The sequence below is a fragment of the Pseudomonas sp. ABa2 genome (assembly GCF_056676075.1).
In genome coordinates, this window is the sequence record NZ_CM155239.1 from 1,804,575 (window position 1) to 1,831,254 (window position 26,680).

At 66.0% G+C, this 26,680-nt stretch carries 27 protein-coding genes, 1 tRNA gene and 1 pseudogene; 21 read left to right on the forward strand and 8 right to left on the reverse strand.

Going from position 1 to position 26,680, the window contains the following annotated elements:
- Positions 1 to 28: 28 nt before the first annotated feature.
- Both AC1G9C_RS08900 and AC1G9C_RS08905 read left to right on the forward strand, forming a co-directional pair.
- The gene (locus AC1G9C_RS08900; RefSeq protein WP_397497409.1) at positions 29 to 1,087 is read left to right on the forward strand and encodes a Leu/Phe/Val dehydrogenase; all 1,059 of its coding nucleotides are present in this window, start codon (positions 29 to 31) and stop codon (positions 1,085 to 1,087) included.
- 76 nt (positions 1,088 to 1,163) lie between these two features.
- A complete protein-coding gene (locus tag AC1G9C_RS08905; RefSeq protein ID WP_480409971.1) occupies positions 1,164 to 2,558 on the forward strand; it encodes a sodium-dependent transporter in 1,395 nt (464 codons plus the stop codon).
- Positions 2,559 to 2,642: 84 nt separating this feature from the next.
- Here the strand turns inward: AC1G9C_RS08905 and AC1G9C_RS08910 are convergent, their stop codons facing one another.
- Positions 2,643 to 3,119, reverse strand: a complete 477-nt coding sequence (locus tag AC1G9C_RS08910) for an N-acetyltransferase family protein (RefSeq protein ID WP_480409972.1) — start codon at positions 3,117 to 3,119, stop codon at positions 2,643 to 2,645.
- Between the two features lie 122 nt (positions 3,120 to 3,241).
- Between AC1G9C_RS08910 and AC1G9C_RS08915 the strand changes: the two genes are divergently transcribed.
- The 7 genes from AC1G9C_RS08915 (at position 3,242) to AC1G9C_RS08945 (ending at position 10,459) form a co-directional block, all read left to right on the forward strand.
- Positions 3,242 to 3,316, forward strand: a tRNA-Arg gene (locus AC1G9C_RS08915).
- A 309-nt stretch (positions 3,317 to 3,625) separates the two neighbouring features.
- Positions 3,626 to 4,963 (forward strand): lysine N(6)-hydroxylase/L-ornithine N(5)-oxygenase family protein, encoded by a 1,338-nt coding sequence (locus AC1G9C_RS08920; protein WP_480409973.1) that lies wholly within the window; start codon positions 3,626 to 3,628, stop codon positions 4,961 to 4,963.
- Positions 4,960 to 6,159 carry an MFS transporter gene (locus tag AC1G9C_RS08925; protein ID WP_480409974.1) on the forward strand — a complete coding sequence of 400 codons (1,200 nt, stop codon included), beginning with the start codon at positions 4,960 to 4,962 and terminating at the stop codon, positions 6,157 to 6,159. The genes AC1G9C_RS08920 and AC1G9C_RS08925 overlap by 4 nt, the downstream gene beginning before the upstream one ends.
- The gene (locus AC1G9C_RS08930; protein WP_480409975.1) at positions 6,149 to 6,733 is read left to right on the forward strand and encodes a GNAT family N-acetyltransferase; all 585 of its coding nucleotides are present in this window, start codon (positions 6,149 to 6,151) and stop codon (positions 6,731 to 6,733) included. The genes AC1G9C_RS08925 and AC1G9C_RS08930 overlap by 11 nt, the downstream gene beginning before the upstream one ends.
- Positions 6,730 to 8,592 carry an IucA/IucC family protein gene (locus AC1G9C_RS08935; RefSeq protein WP_480409976.1) on the forward strand — a complete coding sequence of 621 codons (1,863 nt, stop codon included), beginning with the start codon at positions 6,730 to 6,732 and terminating at the stop codon, positions 8,590 to 8,592. Before AC1G9C_RS08930 ends, AC1G9C_RS08935 begins: the two co-directional genes overlap by 4 nt.
- Before the next feature lie 168 nt (positions 8,593 to 8,760).
- Complete coding sequence (locus tag AC1G9C_RS08940; protein ID WP_480409978.1) at positions 8,761 to 9,945, forward strand: aromatic ring-hydroxylating oxygenase subunit alpha; 1,185 nt, start codon at positions 8,761 to 8,763, stop codon at positions 9,943 to 9,945.
- Between the two features lie 181 nt (positions 9,946 to 10,126).
- Positions 10,127 to 10,459: a hypothetical protein gene (locus AC1G9C_RS08945; RefSeq protein ID WP_480409979.1), complete on the forward strand. Its 333-nt coding sequence runs from the start codon at positions 10,127 to 10,129 to the stop codon at positions 10,457 to 10,459.
- Positions 10,460 to 10,484: 25 nt separating this feature from the next.
- On the opposite strand, the pseudogene AC1G9C_RS08950 reads toward AC1G9C_RS08945, so the two are convergent.
- From AC1G9C_RS08950 to sstT, 3 genes and pseudogenes are all read right to left on the reverse strand, one after another.
- Positions 10,485 to 10,658 (reverse strand): annotated as a pseudogene (locus AC1G9C_RS08950) (hypothetical protein); the annotation flags it as partial.
- Positions 10,576 to 11,334, reverse strand: a complete 759-nt coding sequence (locus tag AC1G9C_RS08955) for a siderophore ferric iron reductase (protein WP_021443064.1) — start codon at positions 11,332 to 11,334, stop codon at positions 10,576 to 10,578. The pseudogene AC1G9C_RS08950 and the gene AC1G9C_RS08955, both read right to left, overlap by 83 nt.
- Before the next feature lie 157 nt (positions 11,335 to 11,491).
- Positions 11,492 to 12,715 (reverse strand): serine/threonine transporter SstT, encoded by a 1,224-nt coding sequence (gene sstT / locus AC1G9C_RS08960; protein WP_480409980.1) that lies wholly within the window; start codon positions 12,713 to 12,715, stop codon positions 11,492 to 11,494.
- Between the two features lie 380 nt (positions 12,716 to 13,095).
- On the opposite strand from sstT, the gene AC1G9C_RS08965 reads away from it, so the two are divergent.
- The 4 genes from AC1G9C_RS08965 (at position 13,096) to AC1G9C_RS08980 (ending at position 17,030) form a co-directional block, all read left to right on the forward strand.
- Positions 13,096 to 14,337, forward strand: a complete 1,242-nt coding sequence (locus AC1G9C_RS08965; RefSeq protein ID WP_480410398.1) for a glutamine synthetase family protein — start codon at positions 13,096 to 13,098, stop codon at positions 14,335 to 14,337.
- Positions 14,338 to 14,416: 79 nt separating this feature from the next.
- Positions 14,417 to 15,724: an MFS transporter gene (locus tag AC1G9C_RS08970; protein ID WP_021443067.1), complete on the forward strand. Its 1,308-nt coding sequence runs from the start codon at positions 14,417 to 14,419 to the stop codon at positions 15,722 to 15,724.
- Complete coding sequence (locus AC1G9C_RS08975) at positions 15,721 to 16,410, forward strand: TIGR04283 family arsenosugar biosynthesis glycosyltransferase (protein ID WP_480409981.1); 690 nt, start codon at positions 15,721 to 15,723, stop codon at positions 16,408 to 16,410. Before AC1G9C_RS08970 ends, AC1G9C_RS08975 begins: the two co-directional genes overlap by 4 nt.
- On the forward strand, positions 16,407 to 17,030 hold the full coding sequence (locus AC1G9C_RS08980) for a TIGR04282 family arsenosugar biosynthesis glycosyltransferase (protein WP_122108435.1): 624 nt from the start codon (positions 16,407 to 16,409) through the stop codon (positions 17,028 to 17,030). Before AC1G9C_RS08975 ends, AC1G9C_RS08980 begins: the two co-directional genes overlap by 4 nt.
- 2 nt (positions 17,031 to 17,032) lie before the next feature.
- Here AC1G9C_RS08980 and AC1G9C_RS08985 read toward each other — a convergent pair whose 3' ends face one another.
- The 4 genes from AC1G9C_RS08985 to flgA all read right to left on the reverse strand — a co-directional run bounded on the left by AC1G9C_RS08985 (position 17,033) and on the right by flgA (position 19,617).
- Positions 17,033 to 17,782, reverse strand: coding sequence for a flagellar brake protein (locus AC1G9C_RS08985; RefSeq protein WP_480409982.1), 750 nt, complete (start codon positions 17,780 to 17,782; stop codon positions 17,033 to 17,035).
- An 88-nt stretch (positions 17,783 to 17,870) separates the two neighbouring features.
- Positions 17,871 to 18,338, reverse strand: a complete 468-nt coding sequence (locus AC1G9C_RS08990; RefSeq protein WP_122108433.1) for a flagella synthesis protein FlgN — start codon at positions 18,336 to 18,338, stop codon at positions 17,871 to 17,873.
- 50 nt (positions 18,339 to 18,388) lie between these two features.
- Complete coding sequence (gene flgM / locus AC1G9C_RS08995; RefSeq protein WP_021443983.1) at positions 18,389 to 18,724, reverse strand: flagellar biosynthesis anti-sigma factor FlgM; 336 nt, start codon at positions 18,722 to 18,724, stop codon at positions 18,389 to 18,391.
- A gap of 134 nt (positions 18,725 to 18,858) precedes the next feature.
- Entirely contained in the window at positions 18,859 to 19,617 is a 759-nt protein-coding gene (flgA, locus tag AC1G9C_RS09000) for a flagellar basal body P-ring formation chaperone FlgA (RefSeq protein ID WP_480409983.1), read from the reverse strand.
- A 77-nt stretch (positions 19,618 to 19,694) separates the two neighbouring features.
- Between flgA and AC1G9C_RS09005 the strand changes: the two genes are divergently transcribed.
- From AC1G9C_RS09005 to flgG, 8 genes are all read left to right on the forward strand, one after another.
- Positions 19,695 to 20,627, forward strand: a complete 933-nt coding sequence (locus tag AC1G9C_RS09005; protein WP_122108431.1) for a chemotaxis protein CheV — start codon at positions 19,695 to 19,697, stop codon at positions 20,625 to 20,627.
- A 43-nt stretch (positions 20,628 to 20,670) separates the two neighbouring features.
- A complete protein-coding gene (cheR, locus tag AC1G9C_RS09010; protein WP_122108430.1) occupies positions 20,671 to 21,498 on the forward strand; it encodes a protein-glutamate O-methyltransferase CheR in 828 nt (275 codons plus the stop codon).
- A 474-nt stretch (positions 21,499 to 21,972) separates the two neighbouring features.
- Positions 21,973 to 22,380 (forward strand): flagellar basal body rod protein FlgB, encoded by a 408-nt coding sequence (gene flgB / locus AC1G9C_RS09015; RefSeq protein ID WP_122108429.1) that lies wholly within the window; start codon positions 21,973 to 21,975, stop codon positions 22,378 to 22,380.
- Positions 22,381 to 22,391: 11 nt separating this feature from the next.
- Positions 22,392 to 22,835, forward strand: a complete 444-nt coding sequence (gene flgC, locus AC1G9C_RS09020) for a flagellar basal body rod protein FlgC (RefSeq protein WP_021443988.1) — start codon at positions 22,392 to 22,394, stop codon at positions 22,833 to 22,835.
- A 21-nt stretch (positions 22,836 to 22,856) separates the two neighbouring features.
- The gene (flgD, locus tag AC1G9C_RS09025) at positions 22,857 to 23,522 is read left to right on the forward strand and encodes a flagellar hook assembly protein FlgD (protein ID WP_021443989.1); all 666 of its coding nucleotides are present in this window, start codon (positions 22,857 to 22,859) and stop codon (positions 23,520 to 23,522) included.
- Between the two features lie 36 nt (positions 23,523 to 23,558).
- Positions 23,559 to 24,875: a flagellar hook protein FlgE gene (flgE, locus tag AC1G9C_RS09030; protein ID WP_021443990.1), complete on the forward strand. Its 1,317-nt coding sequence runs from the start codon at positions 23,559 to 23,561 to the stop codon at positions 24,873 to 24,875.
- A gap of 211 nt (positions 24,876 to 25,086) precedes the next feature.
- Complete coding sequence (locus tag AC1G9C_RS09035) at positions 25,087 to 25,827, forward strand: flagellar basal body rod protein FlgF (protein ID WP_480409984.1); 741 nt, start codon at positions 25,087 to 25,089, stop codon at positions 25,825 to 25,827.
- Between the two features lie 46 nt (positions 25,828 to 25,873).
- Positions 25,874 to 26,659, forward strand: coding sequence for a flagellar basal-body rod protein FlgG (gene flgG, locus AC1G9C_RS09040; RefSeq protein WP_021443992.1), 786 nt, complete (start codon positions 25,874 to 25,876; stop codon positions 26,657 to 26,659).
- The last annotated feature ends 21 nt before the right edge of the window (positions 26,660 to 26,680 follow it).

A 26,680-nucleotide genomic window follows, 5' to 3' on the forward strand; every position in this document is an offset into this window, starting at 1 on the left:
TTTACAATCCGATACCCGAGGTAACCCGATGTCCGTCTTCACCCACGTCGACTTCGATCAGCACGAACAGGTGGTCTACGGCCACGACAAGGCCAGCGGCCTGAAAGCCATCATCGCCATCCACGACAGCACCCTCGGCCCGGCCCTGGGCGGCTGCCGCATGTGGAACTACGCCTCGGACGAGGAGGCGCTGCGCGACGTGCTGCGGCTGTCGCGCGGCATGACCTACAAGTCGGCCCTGGCGCGCCTGCCGCTGGGTGGCGGCAAGGCGGTGATCATCGGCGATCCGCACACCGGCAAGAGCGCGGCGCTGTTCCAGGCCATGGGCGATTTCGTCGACAGCCTCGGCGGGCGCTATATCACCGCGGCGGATTCCGGCACCGGCGTGGCCGAGATGCAGATCATGGCCGAGCGCACCCGCCACGTGGCCGGCGCCGGCCAGCGCGAAGCCTTCGGTGGCGGCAGCCGCGATGGCGATCCGTCGCCGTCCACCGCCTACGGCGTGTTTATCGGCATCCAGGCGGCGGTGGCCCATCGCCTCGGCCGTCAGGACCTTTCCGGCATCCGCGTGGCCATCCAGGGCGTCGGCCAGGTCGGCTTCGGCCTGGCCAAGCTGCTCAAGGACGCCGGCGCCCAGCTGTGGGTGACCGATATCCAGGCCGCCAACGTGCAGCGCGCGGTCGCCCAGCTCGGCGCCACCGCCGTCGGCCAGCACGATATCTACGGCCTCGACGTCGACGTCTTCGCCCCCTGCGCCCTCGGCGCCATCGTCAACCCGCAGACCCTGGAGGCGCTGCGCGCGCCGATCATCGCCGGCGCCGCCAACAACCAGTTGGCCGACGCCAGCCTGGCCGAGACCCTGCGTCGCCGCGAATGCCTGTACGCGCCGGATTACGCGATCAACGCCGGCGGCATCATCGACGTCTGCTACGAGCGCACCGGCGGCAGCGCGGCCCAGCTCAGGGCGCATATCGAAGGCATCGGCCCGACCCTGACGGAGATCTTCCAGCGCGCCGAGCGCGAGGGCGCCACCACCACCGCCATCGCCGACCGCATGGCCCGCGAGCGCCTGCAGGGCGGCCTCTGAGCCGCGCGCACCGAACCCGGGGTGGCTCGACCATCCCAGCCTCCTGACTTTCACAACAACAAGAGGGCAAGTCCCAATGAGTCAAGACAGCATCGCCGCCGGCACCTTCGCCGGTGCCTCCAGCAGCGCCGGCCGAGGCCTGTGGTCGTCGCGCTGGGTGTTCTTCCTCGCCGCCACCGGCTCGGCCGTGGGGCTGGGCAATATCTGGAAGTTCCCCTATATCACCGGGCAGAACGGCGGCGGTGCCTTCGTCCTGGTCTACCTGGCGTGCATCCTGGCCATCGGCATCCCGCTGCTGATGGCCGAGGTGATGATCGGCCGCCGCGGCCGCGCCAACCCCGAAGGCGCCTTCGCCGCCCTGGCCAAGGAGGCGCGGGCCAGCCGGCACTGGCGCTGGCTGGGTACCCTGGCGGTGCTGACCGGCTTTCTCATTCTCAGCTTCTACACGGTGATCGCCGGCTGGGCCGTGGCCTACACCCCGGCGGCCATGAGCGGCAGCTTCGCCGGGTTGAACGGCGAGAGCAGCGGCGCGCTGTTCGGCGCCATGCTGGCCGACCCCTGGCAGCTGGCCGGCTACGGCACCCTGGTGCTGGCGCTGACCCTCGGCATCGTCGCCTTCGGCGTGCGCGGCGGCCTGGAGCGCTCGCTGCGTTTCCTCATGCCGGGGCTGTTCGTCCTGCTGCTGGTGCTGGTGGGCTATGCCGCCACCACCGGGCATTTCATGCAGGCGGTGCACTTTCTCTTCGACGCCGACTTCAGCAAGCTCAGCGCCCAGGGCGTGCTGGTGGCGCTGGGGCATGCCTTCTTCACCCTCAGCCTGGCCAGCGGCGCGATGATGGCCTACGGCTCCTACCTGCCGGCAGGCACCTCGATCGCCAAGACCGCGCTGATGGTGGCCCTGGCCGATACCGGGGTGGCGCTGCTGGCCGGCCTGGCGATCTTCCCGCTGGTGTTCGCCAACGGCCTGGAGCCGGGCGCGGGGCCGGGGCTGATCTTCGTCACCCTGCCGATCGCCTTCGGCCAGATGCCCCTGGGCCAGCTGGCCGGCGGGCTGTTCTTCATCATGCTGGCGATCGCCGCGCTGACCTCGGCGATCTCTCTGAGCGAGCCGACCATCGCCTGGCTGACCGAGAAGTTCGGCATCAGCCGCTTCAGGGCGGTAGCGCTCAGCGGTATCGCCCTGTGGCTGCTGAGTCTGGGCACTGTGCTGTCGTTCAACGCCTGGAGCGAGGTGACCCTGCTGGGCAAGACCTTCTTCGACAGCCTGGATTACCTGACCACCAACCTGCTGATGCCGCTGGGCGGCCTGGCCACCGTGCTGTTCGCCGGCTGGGCGCTGAGCCGCAAGACCGTGCAGGAGGCCATCGGCATCGAGCAGCCCGGGCTGTTCGCGCTGTGGTGGCAGGTGCTGCGGGTGGTCACCCCGCTGGGCATCCTGGTAGTGTTCCTGCATAGCCTCGGGTTGTTCTGACAACCGCTGGATGGCGGATGGATAAGGCGTCATCCACCCTAGGTCGGGTAGGGTGGATAACGCGCAGCTTATCCACCAAAGGCCTTAATCCAGCGCCAATGCCAAGCTGACGCCATGGGGCCGGAAGCCCAAGCCCTCATAGAAACGGTGCGCCGCCTCGCGGCTCTGGCTGCTCGACAGCGCCAGCTTGTAGCAGCCCCAGGCGCGGGCGTGCTCCGCTGCGCGCTGCATCAGCGCCTGGCCGATGCCCAGGCCGCGCGCCTCGCCGTCGACCACCACGTCCTCGAGGATCGCCGAGCGGGCGAAGTTGTGCGCCAGGTGTTCGATCAGGATCAGGGTGCAGGTGCCGAGCAGTTTGCCGTCGCGTTCGGCCACCAGCACCAGGCGATCCTTCGCCGGCTCGGCGAGGCGCAGGGCGAGCAGGGCGGCGTCGGGCGGCGGTTCGTCTTCGCCCAGTTGCTGCAGCAGGGCGGCCAGCGGCTTGGCGTCGGCGCTGCAGGCGGCGCGGATGACGTAAGCGGCGAAGGGCGAGTCGGGCAGGGTATCGGTGAGGCTCGGCATGGCGTGGCTCCCGGGCGGTGGATCGAAGGAGTATGGCGCGCTGTGCGTGGCGGTGGCATGACAAATCCGTGCGACGCCGCTAAGATGCCGCCCGGCCTTCGCGATCCCTTGCGCACGGCCTTGTCCCCTTAGTTCAACGGATAGAATAAGCCCCTCCTAAGGGCTAGATGCTGGTTCGATTCCAGCAGGGGACGCCACCTTCATCCTCTCCGATCCGCCGCGGTTCTCCGCACTTTCCTCTGATTCAAAACGACCGGCCTCCGCTATCGGCCGCGTTTCAGGTGCCTGACATGGCGCTTGTGAATGCCTCGCTTGACCCCCTTTGAAAGCCCGCGGGACCTCTAAACCGCGGCTTCTGTTCCCCTGATCCCCGTCCCGACTCACCTTTGAAAGGCCGTGCTAAGACGTACGTCTCTATATCAGCATTTATTCTTACATGCTGTTGCAAATCATTATCATCAAGGTCTAGTATCCGCCCACTTTCATCCGGACTGATGAGGCGCGACATGACCACGGAATTGCCCTACGACTTCATTGCCATAGGCCTGGGGCCTTTCAATCTCGGGCTGGCATGCCTGGCGGAGCCTCTGGGGACCCGCAGCCTGTTTCTCGACCGAAAGGCCGAATTCAGCTGGCACCCCGGCATGCTGCTGGACGGCACCACGCTACAGAATCCCTTCCTTGCCGATCTGGTCTCGATGGCCGATCCCACCAGCCGTTTCAGCTACCTCAACTACTGCAAGCAGCAGGGCCGCTTGTACAACTACTACATCCGCGAGAACTGGTACCTGTCGCGCCAGGAGTTCGACCGCTATTGCAAGTGGGCGGCGGCGCAGCTGGACAACCTGCGTTTCCAGCATGAGGTGCAGGAGATCTGGTACGACGCCGCGCTGCCCGGTTATGTCCTGGCAGGGGTGCGTGGCGATACCGGCGAAGGCTTTCAGTACAGCTGCCGCAAGCTGGTGATCGGCATCGGCGGCGTGCCGCACGTTCCCGCCTGCTGCAGCCCGGGCGACGTCCGCCAGGCGCTGCATACCTCGGCTTACCTGGGGAACAAGCAGGCGCTGCAGCGGTGCCGCAGCATCACCGTGATCGGCAGCGGGCAGAGTGGCGCCGAGGTCTTTCAGGACCTGCTGGAGCAGGCGCCGCGGCATGGCTACCAGCTGAACTGGGTGACCCGTGCGCCGCGCTTCTTCCAGATGGAGAACGCCAAGCTCACCCTCGAGTTGATCACGCCGGACTACGGCCGCTACTTCTACGGCCTTGGCGACGGGGTCAAGCAGCAGATCCTCGATGACCAGCGCAGTATCTACAACGGCATCAATCAATCGCTGATCGAGCGCATCTACCAGACCCTGGACGAGCGGCAGCAGCAGGGCCTTGCCGGTGTCAGGCTGCTGCCCAACCTGGCGTTGCAGCAATGCCGGCGAGACGCTGCCAGCGGGCAGTGGCAACTGGAGTTTCAGCACGCCCAGACGGGCGCGCGCTATGGCCACGCGACCGACGGGCTGGTGTTCGCCACCGGCTATCGCTACCAGCTGCCGAGCTTCATCGAAGGCATTCGCGAGCGGATTCGCTGGGATGCCCAGGGGCGTTACGCACCCTCGCCGAACTGGGCGGTGGATCATCGGGACCGCGAGATCTTCGTGCAGAACGTCGGCTTGCACAGCCACGGCCTGACCAACCCCGATCTCGGCCTGGCCTGCTGGCGCAACGGGCGCCTGCTCAATGAGCTGACCGGGCGCGATGCCTACCCTTGCGAGGCGCGCACCGCCTACCAGGACTTCCAGCCGCCGGCTGACAGCGGCTTCGTCGCGCTCGGGCAGGGGGGCGTTTCTGCATGAACCTGCGCACCACCATTCTGATCATGTCGGGCTTCGGCGTGATCAGCGATTCGATTCTGATCGCCTTCTACCCGCAGTTCTTCGAAACCCGTTACGGCGTGACCAGCCCGGTGCACGTGGGGGCCTATATCGCCGCCATCTCGATTGCGGTGATGTGCATGCTGCCGGTCTGGGCGCGGGTCGCCAGGCGCATCGAGACCATGCACCTGCTGCTCTACACCCAGGGCGCAGCGGCGCTGTTCTGCCTGGCCTCGATCTGGGCGCCGAGCGTCGAGAGCTACTGGTTGCTGAGCCTGATGATGTTCATGAGCAAGGCCAGCTACCTGCTGATGTTCCCCTACCTGATGCGCCTGGAGGAGCCGCAGAACCACAGCCTGGTGATCGGCCTGCTGTCGGTGGTCATCCATATCGGCGCGATCTTCGGCGCTGCCGTCGGTGGCATGGCGCTGGAGCATCAAGGGCCGAGCTTCTGCATTGCCCTGATGGCGGCCGGGGACCTGGCGCAGATGGCACTGTGTCTCTATCTGATCCGCACGGGACGGGTGGTCAAGGTACTCAGCCGCGAGGAGCAGAGCGGCCAGGCGCCGGTACCGCGGCGCAGCCCGCAGGCGCTGTCGGCGCTGCTCAAGCTGTGCCTGTTGATGTTTCTCTTCGACTTCAGCGCCTACCTGGTGCGGCCGTTCTTCACCCTGTACTGGGAGGCGCGCACGGGGCTGCACGAGCCGCTGCTGACGGGGCTGGTGTTCGCCATCCCCGGCATCGTCGCCTTGCTCGCATTGCTGTTCAAGCACCTGGTCGCGCAGCCGCCGCGCTGGGCCGATCACACCCTGTTCAACCTGTTGCTCGGTGCGCTGGGCCTGGCGCTGCAGGCCAGCGACTCGCTGGAGCTGATCATCGTCGGCCGCTGCCTGTATGGATGGGCGCTGTATCAGGTGATCGTCAAGCTCGAGGTCACCCTGTTCAAGGTCAGCACGCCGGATGCCTATGCCCGCGACTTCGGCGTGACCAACTTCTTCCAGAATCTCGGCGTGCTGCTGTCTTCGTTCGGCGCCGGGTTCCTGGTCAACCTGGTCGGTATACCGCTGACCTTCGTCATCGCTGCGGCAGGCCTGCTGCTGACGGCGATCATCGACCGCGGCTGGTTCGGCGTCGACCGCCGGCATGCCGCTCCGGGAGAACTCTGCCATGCCAACTGAAGCCATTGCGCTGAGCTGTCCGCGGGCGTTGCTCGATCCGCATTTCACCCTGCGGCCGCTGCGCCTCGACGAGGATGTCGCGGTGATCCACCCCTGGTACCAGATGGATTACGCCCACTACTGGAACATGCAGGACATGACCCTGGAGGCGACCCGCGACTTCTACGCCGACGCCATGGGCAGTGGCCATATGCGTGCCTTCATGGGTTTCTACCGTGGCGCGCCGGCCTTCGTCATGGAGTGCTACGACCCCCGGCACGACCCGCTGGGCAAGCTCTATGCGGTGCGGCCCGGCGATCTCGGCATGCACTTTTTCGTCGGCCCGAGCACCCAGCCGATTCGCCACTTCACCCGTGACGTGCTGCGCGCGGTGATGGCCTTTCTCTTCGACGAACTTGCTGCCCGCCGGGTGGTGGTGGAGCCGGACATTCGCAATCACAAGGTACACCGCCTCAACCGCCTGGTCGGTTTCGTCGAGCAAGGGCCCGTCGAGCTGCCTGCCAAGACCGCACTGCTGGCGTTCTGCACGCCCGCCGATTTCTTCCAATCACTTGAAGGATCAAGCCCGCTATGACTTCTCCTCGTCTGGATCATCCTGTCGCTGCCGTCGCCCACCTCACCCCGGAGCTGTGGCGCAAGGTCAATCGCTTGCTGGTGCGCAAGGCCATCGCCGAATACGCCCATGAGCAGCTGTTCAACCCGAAGTTGTTGGGTGCGTCCGAACGCGAAGGCTGGCAGCGCTACGAACTGACGGCCGACACCGAGGGCTGCGTGTATCGCTTCGAAGCGCGCACCATGGCCTTGCGTCATTGGCATATCGAGCCGGCCAGCATCGAACGCCTGCTCGATGGCCAGCCGCAGGCGCTCGATGCGCTGACCTTCGTCATCGACTTCAAGCGCACGCTGGGCATTCCGGCGGACAAGCTGCCGGTCTATCTGGATGAAATCAGCAGCACGCTCTACGGCGCCGCCTTCAAGCATGGCGAACGCGCGCTGAGCAGCGCCGAGCTGGCCGACGCCGACTACCAGACCATCGAGGCGGCGATGATCGAGGGCCACCCAGGCTTCGTCGCCAACAACGGCCGCCTGGGCTTCAACGCTTTCGACTACCACGCCTACGCACCGGAAACCGGCTCGCGCTTCGCTATCATCTGGCTTGCTGTGCACCGCGACAACGCGCACTTCGCCGCCGTGCCCGGGCTGGACCACGAGCAACTGCTGCGTGAGGAACTGGGCGAGGCGCAACTGCAGGCCTACCGCCAGCAATTGCAGGAGCAGGGGCTGAATGCCGATGACTACCTGCTGATGCCGACCCATCCCTGGCAGTGGTTCAGCAAGCTGAGCCTGATGTTCGCCGCCGACATCGCCCAGCGCAAAATCGTGCCGCTGGGGCGCAGCAGCGACGAGTATGTGGCCCAGCAGTCGCTGCGTACCTACTACAACCTGTCGCAGCCGCAACGCTGCTATGTGAAGACCTCGCTGTCGATCCTCAACATGGGCTTCATGCGCGGCCTGTCGCCGTACTACATGGCCGGCACGCCGGCGATCAACGCCTACCTCGACCAGTTGATCAGCAGCGACCCGGTGCTGCGTGAATACGGTTTCAGCATCCTGCGCGAAGTCGCCTCGGTGGGCTATCGCAACCGCTACTACGAGGCGGCGCTGGAGACCGACAGCCCGTACAAGAAGATGCTGTCAGCGCTGTGGCGGGAGAGCCCCGGTAGCCGCCTGAAAAGCGGCGAACGGCTGATGACCATGGCCGCGCTGTTGCATGTCGACCCGCAGGGCCTGGCGCTGCTGCCCGAGCTGATCCGCCGCTCCGGGCTGGCGCCGCGGGCCTGGATGCGCCGTTACCTGGACGCCTTCCTGCGACCGCTGATGCACTGCTTCTACGCGCACCATCTGGTGTTCATGCCGCACGGCGAGAACCTGATTCTGGTGCTCGACGGCCACGTGCCCGTGCGCGCGATCATGAAGGACATCGCCGAGGAGTCGGCGATTCTCGACAAGGACGCGCAGATGCCGCCGGGGCTGGAGCGGTTGGCCGTGGACGTGCCGGAGGACTACAAGATTCTCGGCATCTTCATCGACGTGTTCGACGGCGTGTTCCGTCATATGAGCCAGATCCTCGAAGAGAACCAGTGCATGAGCGAGGCCGAGTTCTGGCGTGGTGTCGCCGAGTCGGTGATCGACTATCAGCGCGCGCACCCGGAGCTGGCCGAGCGCTTCGCGCGCTACGACTTCTTCGCGCCGAGCTTCCTGCATTCGTGCCTGAACCGCCTGCAGCTGAAGAACAACCTGCAGATGGTCGACCTGGCCAACCCGGCGGGCAGCCTGATCATGGCCGAGCCGCTGGCCAACCCGGTCGCCCCGTTCGCGCCGCGCAGCGAGCGCCAACCGGTGCCACGGCGTAGCGCCGAGCTGCAGCGCTAGCTGCCCGCCCCGTCAGGCGGCGCCTGGCGGGGCATCGACTTCCATGGCCCGGATTGGGTCATAGCCCAGAGCCTGAGGCGTTGCTGCGCCGACGCGGGCGGGATCGGTGCAGGCCGATTTCCGCTTGCCGGTGCCCGTCCGCCTCGCACTCGCTGCAAGGAGCCAAGCATGTACAACCCCAGTCGCACCGCTCAGTTTGCCGCCACGCCCTACGATTTTCGCCCCACCGAGCCGCAGTTGCCGATTCGCAGTTACTGCGACCCGGCGATCTACGAATGCGAGCAGGAGCTGATCTTCCGCCACTGCGCCAACTACATCGGCCACGAGAAGATGGTGCCCGAGCTGGGCGACTGGTACGCGCTACCGCACGAGGAGCACAGCCGCATCCTGGTGCGCAACGAGCATGGCGTGGAGCTGCTGTCCAACGTCTGCCGTCACCGTCAGGCGCTGATGCTCGGCGATTTCAGCCCGGGCAGCGATGCCAGTGCGGTGCGCCGCGGCAATCTGCGCGCCACCGGCAACCGCATCCTGTGCCCGCTGCACGCCTGGACCTACGACAGCAGCGGGCTGATCGTCGGTGCGCCGAAGTTTGCGCAGAAGCCCTGCCGCAACCTGCCGCGTTACCCCCTGCACAACGTCGCCGGCTTTCTCTTCGAGGGACCGCGCGATCCAGTCGCCGACATCGGCGCGCTGTTCCGCCGCCCGGACATGGATTTCTCCGACTACCAGCTCGACCACGTCGAGATGCACCCGTGCAAGTGCAACTGGAAAACCTTCATCGAGATCTACAACGACGACTACCACATCGCCTCCTTCCATCCCGGCCTGCGCCGCTACGTGCGCAGCGAGGGGCTGCAGTGGGACTACGGCGACTGGTACAGCCTGCAGCGCATCAACGTGAACCCCAACCTGGCGCGTGCCGGCACCGATACCTACCGCGCCTGGCATGAAGGCCTGATGGCCGTGCATGGCGATGCCGCGCCGGATTTCGGCGCCATCTGGGCCAGCTACTACCCGACCCACATGATCGAGGTGTTCCCCCACGCCCTGGTGCTTTCCACCGTGTATCCCAAGGGCGTGCACGAGTGCCTCAACGTCGTCGAGTTCTATTACCCGCAGGCGCTGTGCGAAGGCAATCGCGAGCTGGTCGAGGCACACCGCGCCGCCTACATGGAAACCGCCATTGAGGACGACGAGATCGCTGAGCGAACCGATGCCGGCCGGCGTGCGCTGTACCAGCGCGGCATCGATGACAGCGGCCCGTACCAGATACCGCTGGAGGAGGGCATGCAGCATTTCCACGGCTGGTATCGCCAGGTGATGGGCCAGGGCCTGGCAGCCGAGCGCCGCTAAGGCGCGGGTATCGGCCCGACATGGAGGTTGCCGCGATGAACTGCAGTCTCCTTGCGCTGTGCCAACGCCTTATCCCACTCAACCAAGAAAAAGTGTCTGCCCCCATAAACGCGATGTATCACTCACGACACCCGGCGCACCTGCGCGCCAGCTGCAGCCCCCGCATACTGGCCATGGCCCTGTGTCTGGCGCCACAGGCCTGGCCAGTGGTGGCCTGACTCGTCTGTTCTCGATTCGCGATGGCAATGGCAGCCGCACGCGCACCTTCATTCCGCAGAACAGCCTGTATCTCGCCACCACCTATCGGGTGCCGCAGGTGCAGGGCCTGAAGCTGGGCGGCAGCGTCAACTGGCAGAGTGAGATCTTCCGCGAGCAGGGCACGTCCACTAGCGGCGCGACCATCGTCAGCGGTCGGGGCTTCTACGCCGTGGTCAATGCGCTGGCCAGCTACGACCTCGACCCGCACTTCAACGTCTCGCTCACGTCAACAACCTGTTCGACCGCAAGTACCTGACCAGCCTGTACTGGGCGCAGTCCTACTATGCGCCGTCGCGCAATGCGACCCTGAGTCTGAGCTGGACGTACTGAGCAAGGCTGTGCAGCGCCGCTGGCGCCTGGCCGGCGGCTGCTTCAGTCCACCTTTGCCAGTTCCTCGCGCAGACGGCGCTGGCGTTCCGCCGGCTTGAGCTTCGGACAGGTGCTGCAGAATTCGCCGTCCTCGCGGCGAAAATGCTGGCAGCAGGCGTTGCGGCCCAGCGCCAGGCACTCGCGGCCGTCGTCCAGGCGCACCTCGAGCAGTGCGCTGCTGCGCGGCATGGCTAGCGCTCGCAGCCAGCAGGCCTCCAGTTCGCGCAACGCCGAGTTGGGCAGGCCCAGCCGGCGCTGCACCAGTAGCAGCGCGGCTCGCGTGCAATCGACGGCGAACAGCCTGGCGAGCTTGGGATGGATGCTGGCGACGCGGTCGAACTCGTCCAGTTGCCGTTCGACGAAATCGCCAATCTGCCCGGCGGCGAGGGCGATCAACTCTTGCTGCTCGCCGCGCTGCGGGCTATGCGACGGCAGGCTGAAGCCACCGACGAAGCCGTCGCAGACCGATTGCCCCAATTGTCCCAGGCAGGGTGCGCGGTGCTGCAGGTGCACGGCCAGCAGGCTGAGGTAGATCGGTTGCCAGATCAGCAGGGTCCAACTGCGGGTGGTCCAGTAGTGGCGGCCGGCGCCGGGGTGGGCGCGTTGCCAGTGCGCGTGCAACGCGGCGATCCGTTGCGGGTTGCCTGGGCTGGCGCACTGCAGCTGATCGGGGCTTGGCGTGCCGATACGGCCGTGCAGGGCAGGGACAGTGGCGCGCAGGGTGGTAAGCAGCACGGCGAGGTCGCCAGAGGCATCGGACATGAAGGTGAAACCCTGCAGCTTCGCGAATGGTTCGGGGCGGTGGCAGGGAATCTAGCAGGACATTGCTAATGATACAAATTAGCAATTAGGAATATGTTTCATTGGAAAGCAAAAGGCCCACGCTGGGTGGGCCTCTTGCCGTGATACGGGTCGGCGATCAGCCGTCGCTGCGCTCCTGCGCCATGCACGCGGCGGCGGTGAACAGCACGTCGGTGGAGGAGTTCAGTGCGGTTTCCGCCGAGTCCTGGACGATGCCGATGATGAAGCCGATAGCCACCACCTGCATCGCCACCTCGTTGGGGATGCCGAACAGGCTGCAGGCCAGCGGGATCAGCAGCAGCGAGCCGCCGGCCACGCCCGACGCGCCGCAGGCGCTGATCGAGGCCAGCACGCTGAGCAGCAGGGCGGTCGGCAGGTCGACGGCGATGCCCAGGGTATGCACCGCGGCCATGGTCAGGATGGTGATGGTAATCGCCGCGCCGGCCATGTTGATGGTGGCGCCCAGCGGGATCGACACCGAGTAGGTTTCCTCGTGCAGGCCCAGGCGCTGGCTCAGCTGCAGGTTGACCGGGATGTTGGCCGCCGAGCTGCGGGTGAAGAAGGCGGTCAGGCCGCTCTCGCGCAGGCAGGTGAACACCAGCGGGTAGGGGTTGCGGCGGATCTTCCAGTACACCAGCGCCGGGTTGACCAGCAGCGCCACCAGCAGCATGCAGCCGACCAGCACCACCAGCAGGTGCAGGTAGCCGAGCAGGGCATCGAAGCCGGATTCGGCCAGGGTCGCGGCGACCAGGCCGAAGATGCCCAGCGGCGCCAGGCGGATCACCAGCTTGACGATGGCGGTGACACCATCGGACAGATCGCCCAGCAGCTGCTTGCTGCCGGCGCTGGCATGGCGGAAGGCGAAGCCCAGACCGATGGCCCAGGCCAGGATGCCGATGAAGTTGCCTTTGAGCACCGCATTCACCGGATTGTCGACGATATTCAGCAGCAGGGTCTTGAGCACCTCGCCGATGCCGCCGGGGGGCGTCAGTTCGGCGGCCTGGCTGCTCAGCACCAGCGCCGAGGGGAAGGCGAAGCTGGCCACCACCGCCACCAGCGCGGCGCTGAAGGTGCCGATCAGGTACATCAGCAGGATCGGGCGGATATGGGTCTGCTGGCCGTGCTGGTGGTTGGCAATGGACGACATCACCAGAATGAACACCAGTACCGGCGCCACCGCTTTCAGCGCCGAGACGAATACGTTGCCGACGAAGCCGACGGACAGCGCCGCCTGCGGGGCGATCAGGGCGAGGACGATACCGGCCAGCAGGCCGATGAAAATCTGCATCACCAGGCTGGTGCGGTTGAGCAGCTGCAGGGCAGGGTGAATGGCTTCGGACATCGCGGGAGTCTCTGGTTGCTGGGCCGCGCCACAAGTGGCGCTGGGCCCCGGGCGACAGGGCTTCCGGCCGGGCGCGAGAGGCTCGGCGGAAAAAATAGCGCGCGACTCTAGCACAGTCGCGGCGGGCGTCGACCGCGCCGGGGCGATCAGGGCGACAGGGTGCAAGCCGGTGTCGCATCTCGGCAAGCGGCGAGTGCTTGAAATATCGAACATCCGCTGCGTATTTTGTCCATCTCGCCGTCGGCCGACGGTATTCGAGCACACAAGGACAACCACAGATGAGCACTGCCAGCCGCCCTGCACTGGAAACCCTCCTGCGCGGCATCGACGAAATCGAGTGCGTGACCCCGGACCTCAACGGCGTGCCGCGTGGCAAGGTGATGACCGCCGCCGGCTTCCTCGAAGGGCGGCGGCTGCAACTGGCCCGCGGCGTGCTGCTGCAGTGCATCATGGGCGGCTACCCGCCGGCGCGTTTCTACGGCGGCGACGACGGCGACCTGGCGCTCAACGCCGTGCCGACGCAGATCCACCGCCTGCCCTGGAGCGAGCCGCCGCGCGCGCTGGCCATCTGCGACGCCGACGAGCTGGACGGGCGCAGCAGTGGCCTGTCCACCCGCGGCCTGCTCAAGCGCGTGCTGGCGCGCTACGCCGAGCATGGCTGGCAGCCGGTGGTGGCCACCGAGCTGGAGTTCTTCGTGTTCGCGGCGAATGCCGATCCGCTGCAGCCGTTCCAGCCGCCGGTCGGTCTGGACGGTCGCCGCGAGGATGGCGGTGCGGCGTTCAGCGTCAGCTCCGGCAACGGCCTGCGCCCCTTCTTCGCCGAGGTCTACCGCTGCATGGCGGCGCTCGGCCTGCCGCGCGACACCTTCATGCACGAGATGGGCGTCAGCCAGTTCGAGATCAACCTGCTGCACGGCGATGCGTTGCAACTGGCCGACCAGACCCTGCTGTTCAAGCACCTGCTCAAGGAGGTCGGGCTCAAGCACGGTCTCAGCGTGGTGTGCATGGCCAAGCCGCTGGCGCATACCCCGGGCAGTTCCATGCATATCCACCAGAGCGTGGTGGAGCGGGGCAGCGGGCGCAATATCTTCAGCGCCGACGACGGCGAGGCGACGGCGGCCTTTTATCACTTCATCGGCGGTCAGCAGGCGGCGCTGGCCGATTTCACCCTGCTGTTCGCCCCCCATGTGAATTCCTACCAGCGCCTGTGCCATCCCTATGCCTCGCCGAACAATGCCTGCTGGTCGGCGGACAACCGCGCCGCCGGCCTGCGCATCCCGGCCAGTGCGCCGGTGGCGCGGCGGGTAGAGAACCGCCTGCCGGGCGCCGACGCCAACCCCTATCTGGCCCTGGCCGCCAGCCTGGCCGCCGGCTTGCACGGTCTGGAACGCGAGCTGCAGCCGAGCGCGCCGATCCAGGGCGAGTTCGAGGTGCCCGACGAATTGGCGCTACCCTGTACCATGCATGCCGCCATCGAGCGTCTGAAACGCAGCGAGTTGGCGGTCGAACTGTTCGGTGCGGAATTCATCGAAGGTTACATCGCCAGCAAGACCCTGGAGCTGAACAGCTTCTACGATGAAATCACCCCCTGGGAGCGACGCGTGCTGGCCGCGCAGGCCTGACCGGCCGCCGCTCCCTATGTATTCGCGCAGTACCGCGCGCCCTGCCGGGCGCGCCCCGCACAAGGAGCCGTAGCCGTTCATGCGCCCGATCTGGAAGTCCTTCCGTTCGCTGTACTTCGCCACCTTGCTGATGCTGCTCGGCTCCGGCCTGCTCAGCACCTACCTGGCCCTGCGCCTGGCCGACACGGTGGACGGCCTGTGGGTCGGCGCGCTGATGGCGGCCAACTATTTCGGCCTGGTGCTCGGCGGCAAGCAGGGCCATCGGCTGATCGCCCGGGTCGGGCATATCCGCGCCTACGTCGCCTGCGCCGGGGTGGTCACCGCCGCGGTGCTCGGCCATGGCCTGGTGGAGTGGCTGCCGTTCTGGCTGCTGCTGCGCATGCTGGTGGGCCTGGGCATGATGTGCCAGTACATGGTGATCGAGAGCTGGCTCAACGAGCAGGCCGAGGCCAGCCAGCGCGGCCTGGTGTTCAGCGGCTATATGGCGGCCTGCTATCTGGGGCTGATCCTCGGCCAGCTGGTGCTGGTGGTGCACCCGACCCTGGGCCCGGAACTGCTGATGCTGGTGGCCCTGTGCTTCGCCCTGTGCTTGGTGCCGGTGGCGCTGACCCGGCGCCTGCACCCGGCACCGCTGCACCCGGCGCCGCTGGAGCTGCGCTTCTTCCTCAGCCGGGTGCCGCTGTCGCTGACCACCGTGGCCGTGGCCGGGCTGCTGATCGGGGCCTTCTATGGCCTGGCGCCGCTCTATGCCACGCGCATGGGCCTGAGCACCGAGCAGGTCGGTCTGTTCATGGGCAGCTGCATCCTCGCCGGCCTGCTGGTGCAGTGGCCGCTGGGCTGGCTGTCGGACCGACGCGACCGGGTACTGCTGATCCGCGGTTGCGCCGCACTGCTGCTGCTCGCCGCGTTGCCGCTGGCGCTGCTGCAGCAGGTGACGCTGCTGCCGCTGATCGGTATCGGCTTCGTGGTCAGCCTGATGCTGTTCAGTCTTTACCCGCTGGGGGTGGCGCTGGCCAACGACCACGTCGAGCCGGAGCGGCGGGTGTCGCTGACCGCCATGCTGCTGGTGACCTTCGGCGTCGGCGCCTGTATCGGCCCGCTGTTGGCGGGGGTGCTGATGCGCCTCTATGGCGCCCACATGCTCTACGTGTTCGTCTGCTGCTGCACGCTGATCCTGGTCTGGCGCATCCGTCCCGAGGTGGTCACTCACCTGCATCAGGTCGAGGACGCGCCGCTGCATCACCTGGGCAGCCCGGCCAATGTGGCCGGCTCGCCACTGATGGCAGCGCTCGATCCGCGGGTCGACGAGCAGACCGTGCAGGAGCAGATGCAGGACCCCGTCGCGGCGCCAGAGGAGCCGGCGGAGGCGCCACGGGCGACGCCATGAGCCGCCTCAGCGTCGTCATCCCGGCGCTGGACGAGGCCGCGGCGCTGCCGGCGTTGCTCGAGGATCTGCGCACGCTGCGCAGTGCCGGCGCCGAACTGATCCTGGTCGACGGCGGCAGCCACGACGGCACGCCGGAATTGGCGGCCGAGCGGGTCGACCGCCTGCTGCACAGCCCGCCCGGTCGGGCGCGGCAGATGAACGCCGGCGCGGCGCAGGCCGGCGGCGACTACCTGTGGTTCCTGCATGCCGACACCCGGCTGAGCCCGGCTTGCCTGGCCGCGTTGCAGCAGGCGCTGGTCGATGAGCCGGGCTGGGGGCGTTTCGATCTACGCCTGTCGGGCGCTGGCCCATCGCTATGGTTGATCGGCCAGATGATCAACCTGCGTTCGCGCCTGACCGGCATCGCCAGCGGCGATCAGGGCATCTTCGTGCGCCGCGAGCTGTTCGAATCGCTCGGCGGCTATGCCGACATCCCGCTGATGGAAGACCTCGAGCTGTGCCGGCGGCTCAGGCGCGTGGCCCGGCCACGTTGTCTGCGCCCGCCGCTCTCGACGTCGAGCCGGCGTTGGGAGCAACATGGAACCTGGCGCACGGTCTGGTTGATGTGGCGTCTGCGCCTGGCCTACTACCGCGGGGTCAGCCCGGAGCTGCTGGCTGGCCGTTACCGAGGAGGAGCACGACGATGACCACGCTGTCACTCCACCTGCTGGCGCGCGCACCCGTCCCCGGACGGGTGAAGACGCGCCTGATTCCGACATTGGGCGAGGAGGGCGCCAGCCGCCTGCAGCGGGCGCTGCTGGAACAGACCCTGGCCCTGCCGCCGCTGGCCTTCGAGCAGCGTTTCCTGTGGCTGGATGGCGATGCCGACCGCCCCTTGCAGCAGTTGGCCGAGCGCCAGGACTGGGTTTTGGTGGAGCAGCCGGCCGGCGACCTCGGCGAGCGCATGCGGCGTATCGCGGCGCTCGGCCTGGCCGAGCACGACGGCGTGGTGCTGATCGGCAACGATTGCCCGGCGCTCGACGGCGCCTACCTGCAGCAAGCCTGTGCGGCACTGGACGAGCATCGTGCGGTGCTTGGCCCGGCGGAGGACGGCGGCTACGTGCTGCTGGGCCTGCGCAGCCTCGATCACAGCCTGTTCGAGAACATGCCCTGGGGCGGCGATCAGGTGCTGGCGCGCACCCGCGAGTGCCTGCAGCGCCTAGCCTGGCCGCATCTGTTGTTGCCGACGCTATGGGATGTGGACCGGCCGCAGGATCTGGCGCGCCTGGCGGAACTGGATCAGCGCTGGCGCAACCTGGTGCACTGACCTTAGAACAGGCCGTCGCTCTCGCTGCGCCGCGCTTCGCGCTGCAGCTGGTAGACGAAGCGCTCGACCTGGCGCTGCTCCAGACCGCTCATGCGGTAGAAGCGGGTGCCGACGAAGGTCATGTCGATCTTCTCCTCGTACTGCACGTGGCGCAGCTCCACCGCACAGGTCATGGCGCCGAACGGCAGTTGGGCGGTGAGGCGCTCGTGCACCTGGCCGTTGTGCAATTGCTGGCTGAGGTCGCCGGCAAAGCGCAGCTTGCAGCCGGTGGCGGAGATGTCCAGCAACTGGCCGGGCAGCGGTTCGCGCAGCTTGTCGCCGGCCAGCACCACCTTGATCAGGTCGCTCTGCTTGAGCGGCGCGCGGTAGGCGCTGCGGCGCTGGTGATAGGTCACCTCCTGCGGCAGCGGCGCCCAGTAGCAGGGCGCCCCCTCGAACTCGCCCAGTTGCACGTCGTGCTCGCAGCTCCAGGCCACGCGCACGCCCTCACGGTAGGCCTCGACGCTGAAGGCTTCGCCCTGCTTGAGGAAGCGCTCGCCATCGTTGGGAATGATTTCGTCCAGCGCCACGCGGTTGCGCTCGCGGTCGATTTCCACCAGGTAGCTCTGGAATCGCTGGCTGCGATCCTTGAACTGGATCACCAGCGGGTCGTGGTTCTGTTGCAGTTGGCGCAGGGTGGCAATGATTTCCACGGGTGCCTTGAGCACCTTGGGCGGCTGAGGACCATTTTCCTCGTTGAACGCGCTGGACACAGTTCGGAACTCTCCGAGTCATCGACTACAACGGCACTAGAATACTGGCAGAGTGCCTGCGTGTCCCTGTGCTTTTTCTTGTGGTGGCTCAGGCCTGGCTGAGTGGCCTTTGCTGGGCGATTCTAGCCGCACTGCCACTGCTGTCATAGAGCCCCGGCGTCTCACCGCCGCGGAGGATGCCGAGGATGCTGCCGACCGAGGCCTGGTTGGCGCGGATCAGTCGGCCGTTGCGCAGGTTGGCCTCCTGGCAGCGCTGCAGCAGGGCGGACAGCGCCTCGCTGCGTGCCAGCAACTGTTCGCCCAGCGCGGAGCCTGCCGCCAGTGCGCCGAGGCCGTCGCGGTCGGCGCTCAGGCCGGCGGCCAGGAGCAGGCGACTGCGCTCGCCGCCGTGCTGCTGGAGCAGGGCGAGCAGGGGTTGTTTGTCGCTGAGTAGGCTGTCCAGGCGCGGCAGGTCGCGCTCGGTCAGGGCCTGGAATTCGGCATCGATCAGCTCAAGCAGTTGCTCGGCGGTGCCGATATCGGTGGTGAACAGGTCAAGCAGGGCAGTGTCGTGCATGGCGGGCTCTTGGGGGTCGGGCGTCCAACACCCCCAGCGCAGCCCTGGGACTAGCGCTGGGATTCGAAGTTGAGCAGTTTTTCGGCGACGCGCTGACTGTCGACCTGGTAGCTGCCGTCGGCAATCGCCTGTTTCAGCTGGGCCACGCGCTCCTTGTTGACGATTGGCTGGTCGCGCAGCTTCTCGCCGATCTTCTGCAGCTGCTGCGCCTCGCGGCTCAGCTGTACCGGCTCGCCGGTCTTGGCGGTGTTCTGCTCATCGCCGCCGGCGACCGGCGCCTGAGTCGGCGTTGCCGGCTCGTTGCGATTGCCAGCCTGAGTCGCGCCGGTACGCCCCGCGTTGGCGGGCGTATTGGCATTGTTCAGCCGGTTGAAGTCGATGACCATGATGCAGAACCTCGGACGATATGGTGGACGCTTGCCAAGCTTTCGGCCGCTGCCGGTAAAACTTTAGGGCTATTTTCGCTGCGTCGTTAAACAGTGTAGGAAATCGCCTTGCCGTTGCGCTACAAGAAACATGCCTACATGGCCACTTGCACTTGTCCGGGGCCGATCACGCGGGCGCGCACCACCCGTTGCGAACGCAGGTTGCGCACGTTGATCTGCTGGCCGGGAGCACCGTCGCTGAGCGCTTCGCCGGGCATTCGCACGTTGATCGTGCCGCTGCTGGCGCTGATCACCACCTGGTCGCCGCGACGGATCGCCTCAGCCACCTGCAGGTGGTTCGGCGCCAGAACCTGGTTATTGCCCAGCTGGCGCGTCAATTTCTTGCCGATCGCCTGGGCCGGATCGGTCAGGTAGCCCTGACGGAGCTGGCCGACGTCGCGCTCGACCATGCTCAGGTCGGCGGCGCCGACCACACTCATGCGTTTGAGCGGGCGGGTCAGCACCGCCACCTGGCGAAACAGGCGCACCTCGGCCGGCACGAACACGGTCCAGGGCGCGCTGCCTTCGCAGCGTACCCGCGTGGTGACACGCCCAATGGGTTGTGCCGGGCTCTCGAGCTGCGTAGTCAAAGGCTGGTCGCACAGAGGCAGGCGCAGTCGCGGGTCGAGTCGACTGACCTGAATCTCATGGCGGCCCTGGATTTCGCTACGCTGTAAATGGTCGACTACGGCCTGCTCAAGAAAGGCCTCGGTGGCGCCGATAAGCTGGTCGGTACTGGTGAAGGCCGCCGCAGCGCTGCCGCTGTAGCCGATCGCCGGCAAAGCGAGTAAAACGGGCAGGGCGCCCAGGCACTTTGCCAGCAGCTGACGGAATGATGACGTTCTTGGCTTCATGACCAATGCAAAGCAAGCCCCGTGCCGCCTGCTAGGCTGCAAGGGGTTGGCGTTACTAGACGATAAGGAGTCCGGGCATGGCCGGGTTGATGGATTCGGTTAACCAGCGCACCCAACTGGTAGGGCAGAACCGCTTGGAGTTGCTGCTGTTCCGCCTGGAAGGCCCGCAGCTGTATGGCATCAACGTGTTCAAGGTGAAGGAGGTGCTGCAGTGCCCCAACCTCACCATCATGCCCAAGTCCAGCCCGGTGGTGCGCGGGGTGGCCAATATCCGCGGCGGCACCATCCCGATTCTCGACCTGTCCATCGCCACCGGGCGGGCGGCCCTTGAAGACCTCAAGACCAGCTTCGTGATCATCACCGAGTACAACACCAAGGTGCAGGGCTTCCTGGTGCGCTCGGTGGAGCGCATCGTCAACATGAACTGGGAGGAGATCCATCCGCCACCCAAGGGCGCCGGGCGCGATCACTACCTGACCGCGGTGACCCGCCTCGACCAGCAGCTGGTGGAGATCATCGACGTGGAGAAGATTCTCGCCGAGGTGGCGCCCACCTCCGAGGTGATCTCCGCCGGGGTGATCGACGAGCAGGTGCAGAGCAGTGCGGTAACCAAGCACGTGCTGATCGTCGACGACTCCTCGGTGGCGCGCAAACAGGTGTCGCGCTGCCTGCAGACCGTGGGCGTGGAGGTCACCGCGCTGAACGACGGCCGCGAGGCGCTCAATTACCTCAAGCAGATGGCTGACGAGGGCCAGCGCCCCGACGAGGAGTTGCTGATGCTGATTTCCGACATCGAGATGCCGGAGATGGACGGCTATACCCTGACCACCGAGATTCGCAGCGATCCGCGCATGCAGAAGCTGCATATCCTCCTGCATACTTCGCTGTCCGGGGTATTCAACCAGGCGATGGTGAAGAAGGTCGGCGCGGACGATTTCCTCGCCAAGTTCAAGCCGGACGACCTGGCCTCTAGGGTGGTCGAGCGGATTCGCGTGGCGGATGGGGGCTGAGGGGTGACCTTCGGCGAATGTTATGGTCGGTGAGGCGGCACTAGTGTCTTCAGGTAATTTGGATTTCGAGCAGTTCCGGACTTTCCTGGAAAAGGCCTGCGGCATTCTGCTGGGCAGCAACAAGCAGTACCTGGTCTCCAGCCGTCTGAACAAGCTGATGGAACAGAACGGCATCAAGACCCTGGGCGAGCTGGTGCAGCGCATGCAGAACCAGCCGCGCAGCGGCCTGCGCGAGCAGGTGGTCGATGCCATGACCACCAACGAAACCCTGTGGTTTCGCGACACCTACCCCTTCGAGGTGCTGAAGAACCGGGTGCTGCCGGAGTTGATCAAGGCCTATCCGGCGCAGCGCCTGCGCATCTGGTCGGCGGCCTGTTCGTCCGGGCAGGAGCCCTATTCGCTGTCGATGTCGATCGACGAGTTCGAACGGACCAATATCGGCCAGCTCAAGGGCGGGGTGCAGATCGTCGCCACCGACCTGTCGCCGTCGATGCTGGCCAACTGCAAGTCCGGCGAGTACGACAGCCTGGCCATGGGCCGCGGCCTGGCCCAGGAGCGCCTGCAGCGTTATTTCGACCCCAAGGGGCCGGGTCGCTGGCAGGTCAAGGCGCCGATCAAGAACCGCGTCGAGTTTCGCCCGCTCAACCTGCTGGACAGCTACGCGGCGCTGGGCAAGTTCGACATCGTTTTCTGCCGCAACGTGCTGATCTACTTTTCCGCCGAGGTGAAGAAGGACATCCTCACGCGCATCCATGCCACGCTCAAGCCGGGCGGCTACCTGTTCCTCGGCGCGTCCGAGGCGCTCAACGGCCTGCCCGAGAAGTACCAGATGGTGCAGTGCAGTCCGGGCATCATCTATAAGGCCAAGTAGTGGCGCGGTCGCCCTCAGTGGAGCAGAACGGGAGGCCTTGGCCTCCCGTTTGCGTTTCCTGGCCTGGGGATCTCGCCTGTACGTTGTCCGGACCCCGTTGCGCCGAGGCGGCACCCCGTGGGAGGCGCGTCAGCGGCGACTTCCACTCTCCTGAGCCTTCCGTGGCCCGAAGGCAGCCCGGGGGGGCTTCCCTGGCCGGCAATCGCATCCGGGCTACTCGGTTTTCGCGGGCGCCATTCGATCTGTCCATTGGTGATCGAGGCCGCTCCCCGGCATCACCGCCGGGCGGCAAACAGTCGAACGGCCTTTGCCGCTCGCTTGCCTATGGGCGGTAAGGGCTTGCCGCTTTGCCGCTTGCGTTGTCCCGTTATTTGTTTAAATGGCTGATTTATAAGTGATTTATTAGTTGGCACAAGCTTTGCTGAATGTCTGGCAGGAAAGACCAGACTGCCCCAGCGGCAAAGGTTGCAGAGCATGAGCATCAATTTCGGCAAGGCCCTCGGTATCCACGAACAGGCACTCGGCTTCCGCGCCCAGCGTGCCGAGGTGTTGGCCAACAACATCGCCAACGCCGATACCCCCAACTACAAGGCGCGCGATCTCGACTTCGCCAGCGTGCTGGCCGCGCAGAGCGCCAAGCAGCAGCGCGGCAACGTCGCCCTGGCGCGCACCGACGGCCGCCATATCGGCGCCGAGGGCATCGCCACCGGCCAGGCCGAGCTGGCCTATCGCACGCCGCTGCATGCCTCGCTGGACCAGAACACCGTCGACCTGCAGATGGAGCAGTCGAACTACGCCGAGAACTCGGTGCACTTTCAGGCCAGCTTCACCTTCCTCAACAGCAAGTTCAAAGGGCTGACCAGCGCCCTGCGCGGCGAATAAGGAGCGCGACCATGTCCCTTGCCAGTGTCTTCAATATCGCCGGAACCGGCATGAGCGCGCAGAGCACGCGCCTCAATACCATCTCCAGCAACATCGCCAACGCCGAAACGGTGTCCTCGAGCATCGACCAGACCTACCGCGCCCGCCATCCGGTGTTCGCCACCGTGTTCCAGCAGGCCCAGGGCGGCGACCGCGGTTCGCTGTTCGCCGAGCAGGACGAGGCCGGCCGTGGCGTGCAGGTGCTCGGCGTGGTCGAGGATCAGAGCAGCCTGATGCCGCGCTACGAGCCGGATCATCCGGCGGCGGACGCCGGCGGCTACGTGTACTACCCCAACGTCAACGTGGTCGAGGAGATGGCCGACATGATTTCCGCCAGTCGCGCCTTCCAGACCAACGTGGAAATGATGAATACCGCCAAACAGATGCTGCAGCGCGTGCTGACCCTGGGTCAGTAAGTCAGCGAAAGGGAGTCAGGCATGAGCACAGTCAGCGGCACCAGTTCGGTACTGGATCAGTACCAGATCAAGCAGGACACCACGCAGAACAAGGAACTCGGCAAGAACGAGTTCCTCAACCTGCTGGTGGCCCAGTTGAACAACCAGAACCCGCTGGAGCCGCAAGGCAACGGCGAGTTCATCGCCCAGCTGGCGCAGTTCAGCCAGGTCGAGGGCATCGAGAAGCTCAATACCAGCATGGAGTCGCTGCTCTCCGGCTATCAATCGTCGCAGGCGCTGCAGGCCTCGTCGCTGGTCGGGCGCAAGGTCATAGTGCCGAGCGAGAAGGCGGTGGTCGACACCAGCGAGAGCTTCAAGGCCAGCACGGTGCTGCCGGTCAGCAGCAGCAACGTCTACGTCAACGTCTACGACAGCGCCGGCTCGGTGGTCACGCGCATCAACCTGGGCGAGCAGGCTGCCGGCAACGTCAGCTTCATCTGGGACGGCAAGGATTCCAGCGGCAAGCTGATGCCGCCCGGCACCTACAAGTTCGAGGCGCAGGCCACCTACGGCGACGAGACCAAGGGCCTGTACACCCTGCTGCCGGCCAACGTCGACAGCGTCACCCTGGGCGGCAGCGAGCTGATGCTCAACCTCGCCGGCCTCGGCAGCGTTCCGATTTCCCAAGTGCAAGTCATCGGCCAATAACTATTGCCGCCGGCAGTTCCGGCAAAGGAGTCCTCCATGTCGTTCAATATTGGTCTCAGCGGCCTGCGCGCCGCGACCAAGGATCTCAATGTCACCGGCAATAACATCGCCAACGCCGGCACCGCCGGCTTCAAGCAGTCGCGCGCCGAATTCGCCGATGTCTATGCCGCCTCGGTGCTGGGGTCCGGCTCCAACCCGCAGGGCAGCGGGGTGCTGCTCGGCGACATCTCGCAGCAGTTCAACCAGGGCAACATCAATTACACGCAGAACGCCCTGGATCTGGCGATCAACGGCAACGGCTTCTTCGTCACCAGCAACAACGGCGAGATCAGCTACACCCGCGCCGGTTACTTCGGCACCGACCGCGACGGTTTCATGGTGAACAACTTCGGCTATCGCCTGCAGGGCTACTCGGTCGATGCCAACGGCAACCTGCAAAACGGCGTGGTCAACGACATTCGTATCCAGACCACCAACCAGGAGCCGCGCGCCACCGCCAACCTGGATCAGACCTTCAACCTCAACTCGAACAATACCGTGCCGACCACCGTGCCGTTCGACCCGACCGATCCGACCAGCTACAACTCGTCCACCTCGACCAACATCTACGATACTCAGGGCAACGCCCACGTCTTCACCCAGTACTTCGTCAAGACCGGGGCCAACAGCTGGACCATGAACGTGCTGATCGACGGGCGCAATCCGGACGATCCGACCCTGACCACGCCGTCCAGCGTCGATCTGCAGTTCACCACCGCCGGCCAGCTCGACGTGGCCGCGCTGATCGCCTCGACGCCGACCGGCTTCACCGTGGCCGCCGACGGCACCATCGACCTGAGCAGCTGGGTGCCGGCCGCGCCGGACAACTCGGTGCCGCCGGTGTGGGGGCCGAACGGGGCGACGGCCAACGCGACGGGAGTCAATATCGATCTGCGCCAGTCGACCCAGTTCGCCAGTTCCTTCGCGGTCAACAGCGTCAGCCAGGACGGCTATACCACCGGCCAGCTGGCCGGCCTGGAAATCGACGACACCGGGGTGATCTTCGCCCGTTACACCAACGGCCAGTCCAAGGTGCAGGGACAGGTGGTACTGGCCAACTTCGCCAACGTGCAGGGCCTGACGCCGGTGGGCAAGACCGCCTGGGTGCAGTCCTTCGAGTCCGGCGAGCCGGTGGTCGGTACGCCGCGCGCCGGCACTCTGGGCGCGCTGCAGTCCGGCGCCCTGGAGGACTCCAACGTCGAGCTGTCCGATCAGCTGGTCAACCTGATCGTCGCCCAGCGCAACTACCAGGCCAACGCCAAGACCATCGAGACCGAAAGCGCCATCACCCAGACCATCATCAACCTGCGTTGATGAAACCTGCTCCGGCAAAGCGGCAAGCCTGGCTTGCCGCTTTGCCGTTCCGGCGCCGGCAAACTCTCGCCGCCGGCGTTCTCCGGATTGCCGTTCTGTTTTGATAAAGCCTTTTAAATCAGATGCTTGAGTGATCTTTTCGAATCTGGCACGGCGCTTGCTGAATAGCTTGCAAAGAGCCACGGGCAACAGGCCCTCTCGGAGAATCACCATGGACAAGCTGCTGTACGTCTCCATGACCGGCGCGCACAACAACACCCTGGCGCAGCGCGCGCACGCCAACAACCTGGCCAACGTCTCCACTTCGGGTTTCCGTCGCGACTTCGAGCAGGCGCGCTCCATGCCGCTGTTCGGCGACAGCTACCCGGCGCGCGTCTACGCCATGAGCGAGCGCCCGGCCACCGACTTTCGTCCCGGCTCGCTGCAGGAAACCGGCCGCGATCTGGACGTGGCGGTCGGCGGCAAGGGCTGGATCGCCGTGCAGGCGCCCGACGGCAGCGAGGCCTACGTGCGCACCGCCAGCCTGAACATCGACGCCCTCGGCATGCTGCGCACCGGCAACGGTTTGCCGGTCATCGGCAATGCCGGGCCGATTGCCGTGCCGCCAGAGCAGAAGGTGGAGATCGGCCAGGACGGCACCATCAGCATTCGCGCCCTAGGCGAGGACCCCAACGTGCTGGCCGAGGTCGACCGCATCAAGCTGGTCAACCCCGATCCCAGGTCGCTGGAGAAGGGCAGCGACGGCCTGATCCGGGTCAAGGGCCAGGCCGCGGCGCCGGCCGATGCCCTGGTGCAGGTGACCTCCGGCTTTCTCGAGTCGAGCAACGTCAACGCCGTCGAGGAGATGACCGCGATCCTCTCGCTGTCACGCCAGTTCGAGCTGCAAGTGAAGATGATGCGCACCGCCGAGGACAACGCCTCGTCCATGGCGCGGGTTTTGCAAATTAGCTAATTATCAGCACGCGGCGCCATGAATCTGGCGTCCGAGGAGAGTCGATATGCTTCCGGCACTGTGGGTCAGCAAGACCGGTTTGTCCGCCCAGGACATGAACCTGACCACCATTTCCAACAACCTGGCCAACGTCTCTACCACCGGCTTCAAGCGCGATCGCGCCGAGTTCGAGGACCTGCTGTACCAGATCCGCCGCCAGCCGGGCGGCCAGTCCAGCCAGGACAGCGAACTGCCCTCCGGCCTGCAGCTGGGCACCGGGGTGCGCGTGGTCGGCACGCAGAAGATCTTCACCGCCGGCAGTCTGCAGACCACCGAGCAGCCGCTGGACCTGGCGATCAACGGCCGCGGCTTCTTCCAGGTCCTGCAGCCCGACGGCACCGTCTCCTACACCCGCGACGGCAGCTTCCACCTCGACTCCGACGGCCAGATCGTCACCTCCAGCGGCTTCGCCCTGGAGCCGGCCATCGTCCTGCCGGGCGAGGTGCGCACCTTCACCGTCGGCGAGGACGGCACCGTGTCGGTGACCACCGCCGGCAACGCCCAGCCGCAGATCATCGGCAACATCCAGCTGGCCGACTTCGTCAACCCGGCCGGCCTCGAAGCCATCGGCAACAACCTGTTCCTGGAGACCGGCTCCAGCGGCGCGCCGCAGGTCGGCAACCCGGGCCTCAACGGCCTGGGCACCACTCTGCAGAACACCCTGGAGAACTCCAACGTCAGCGTGGTGGAGGAGCTGGTGAACATGATCACCACCCAGCGCGCCTACGAAATGAACTCCAAGGTGATTTCCACCGCCGATCAGATGCTGTCCTTCGTGACGCAGAACCTCTGATCCCTTCTTGATTTAGTTGTG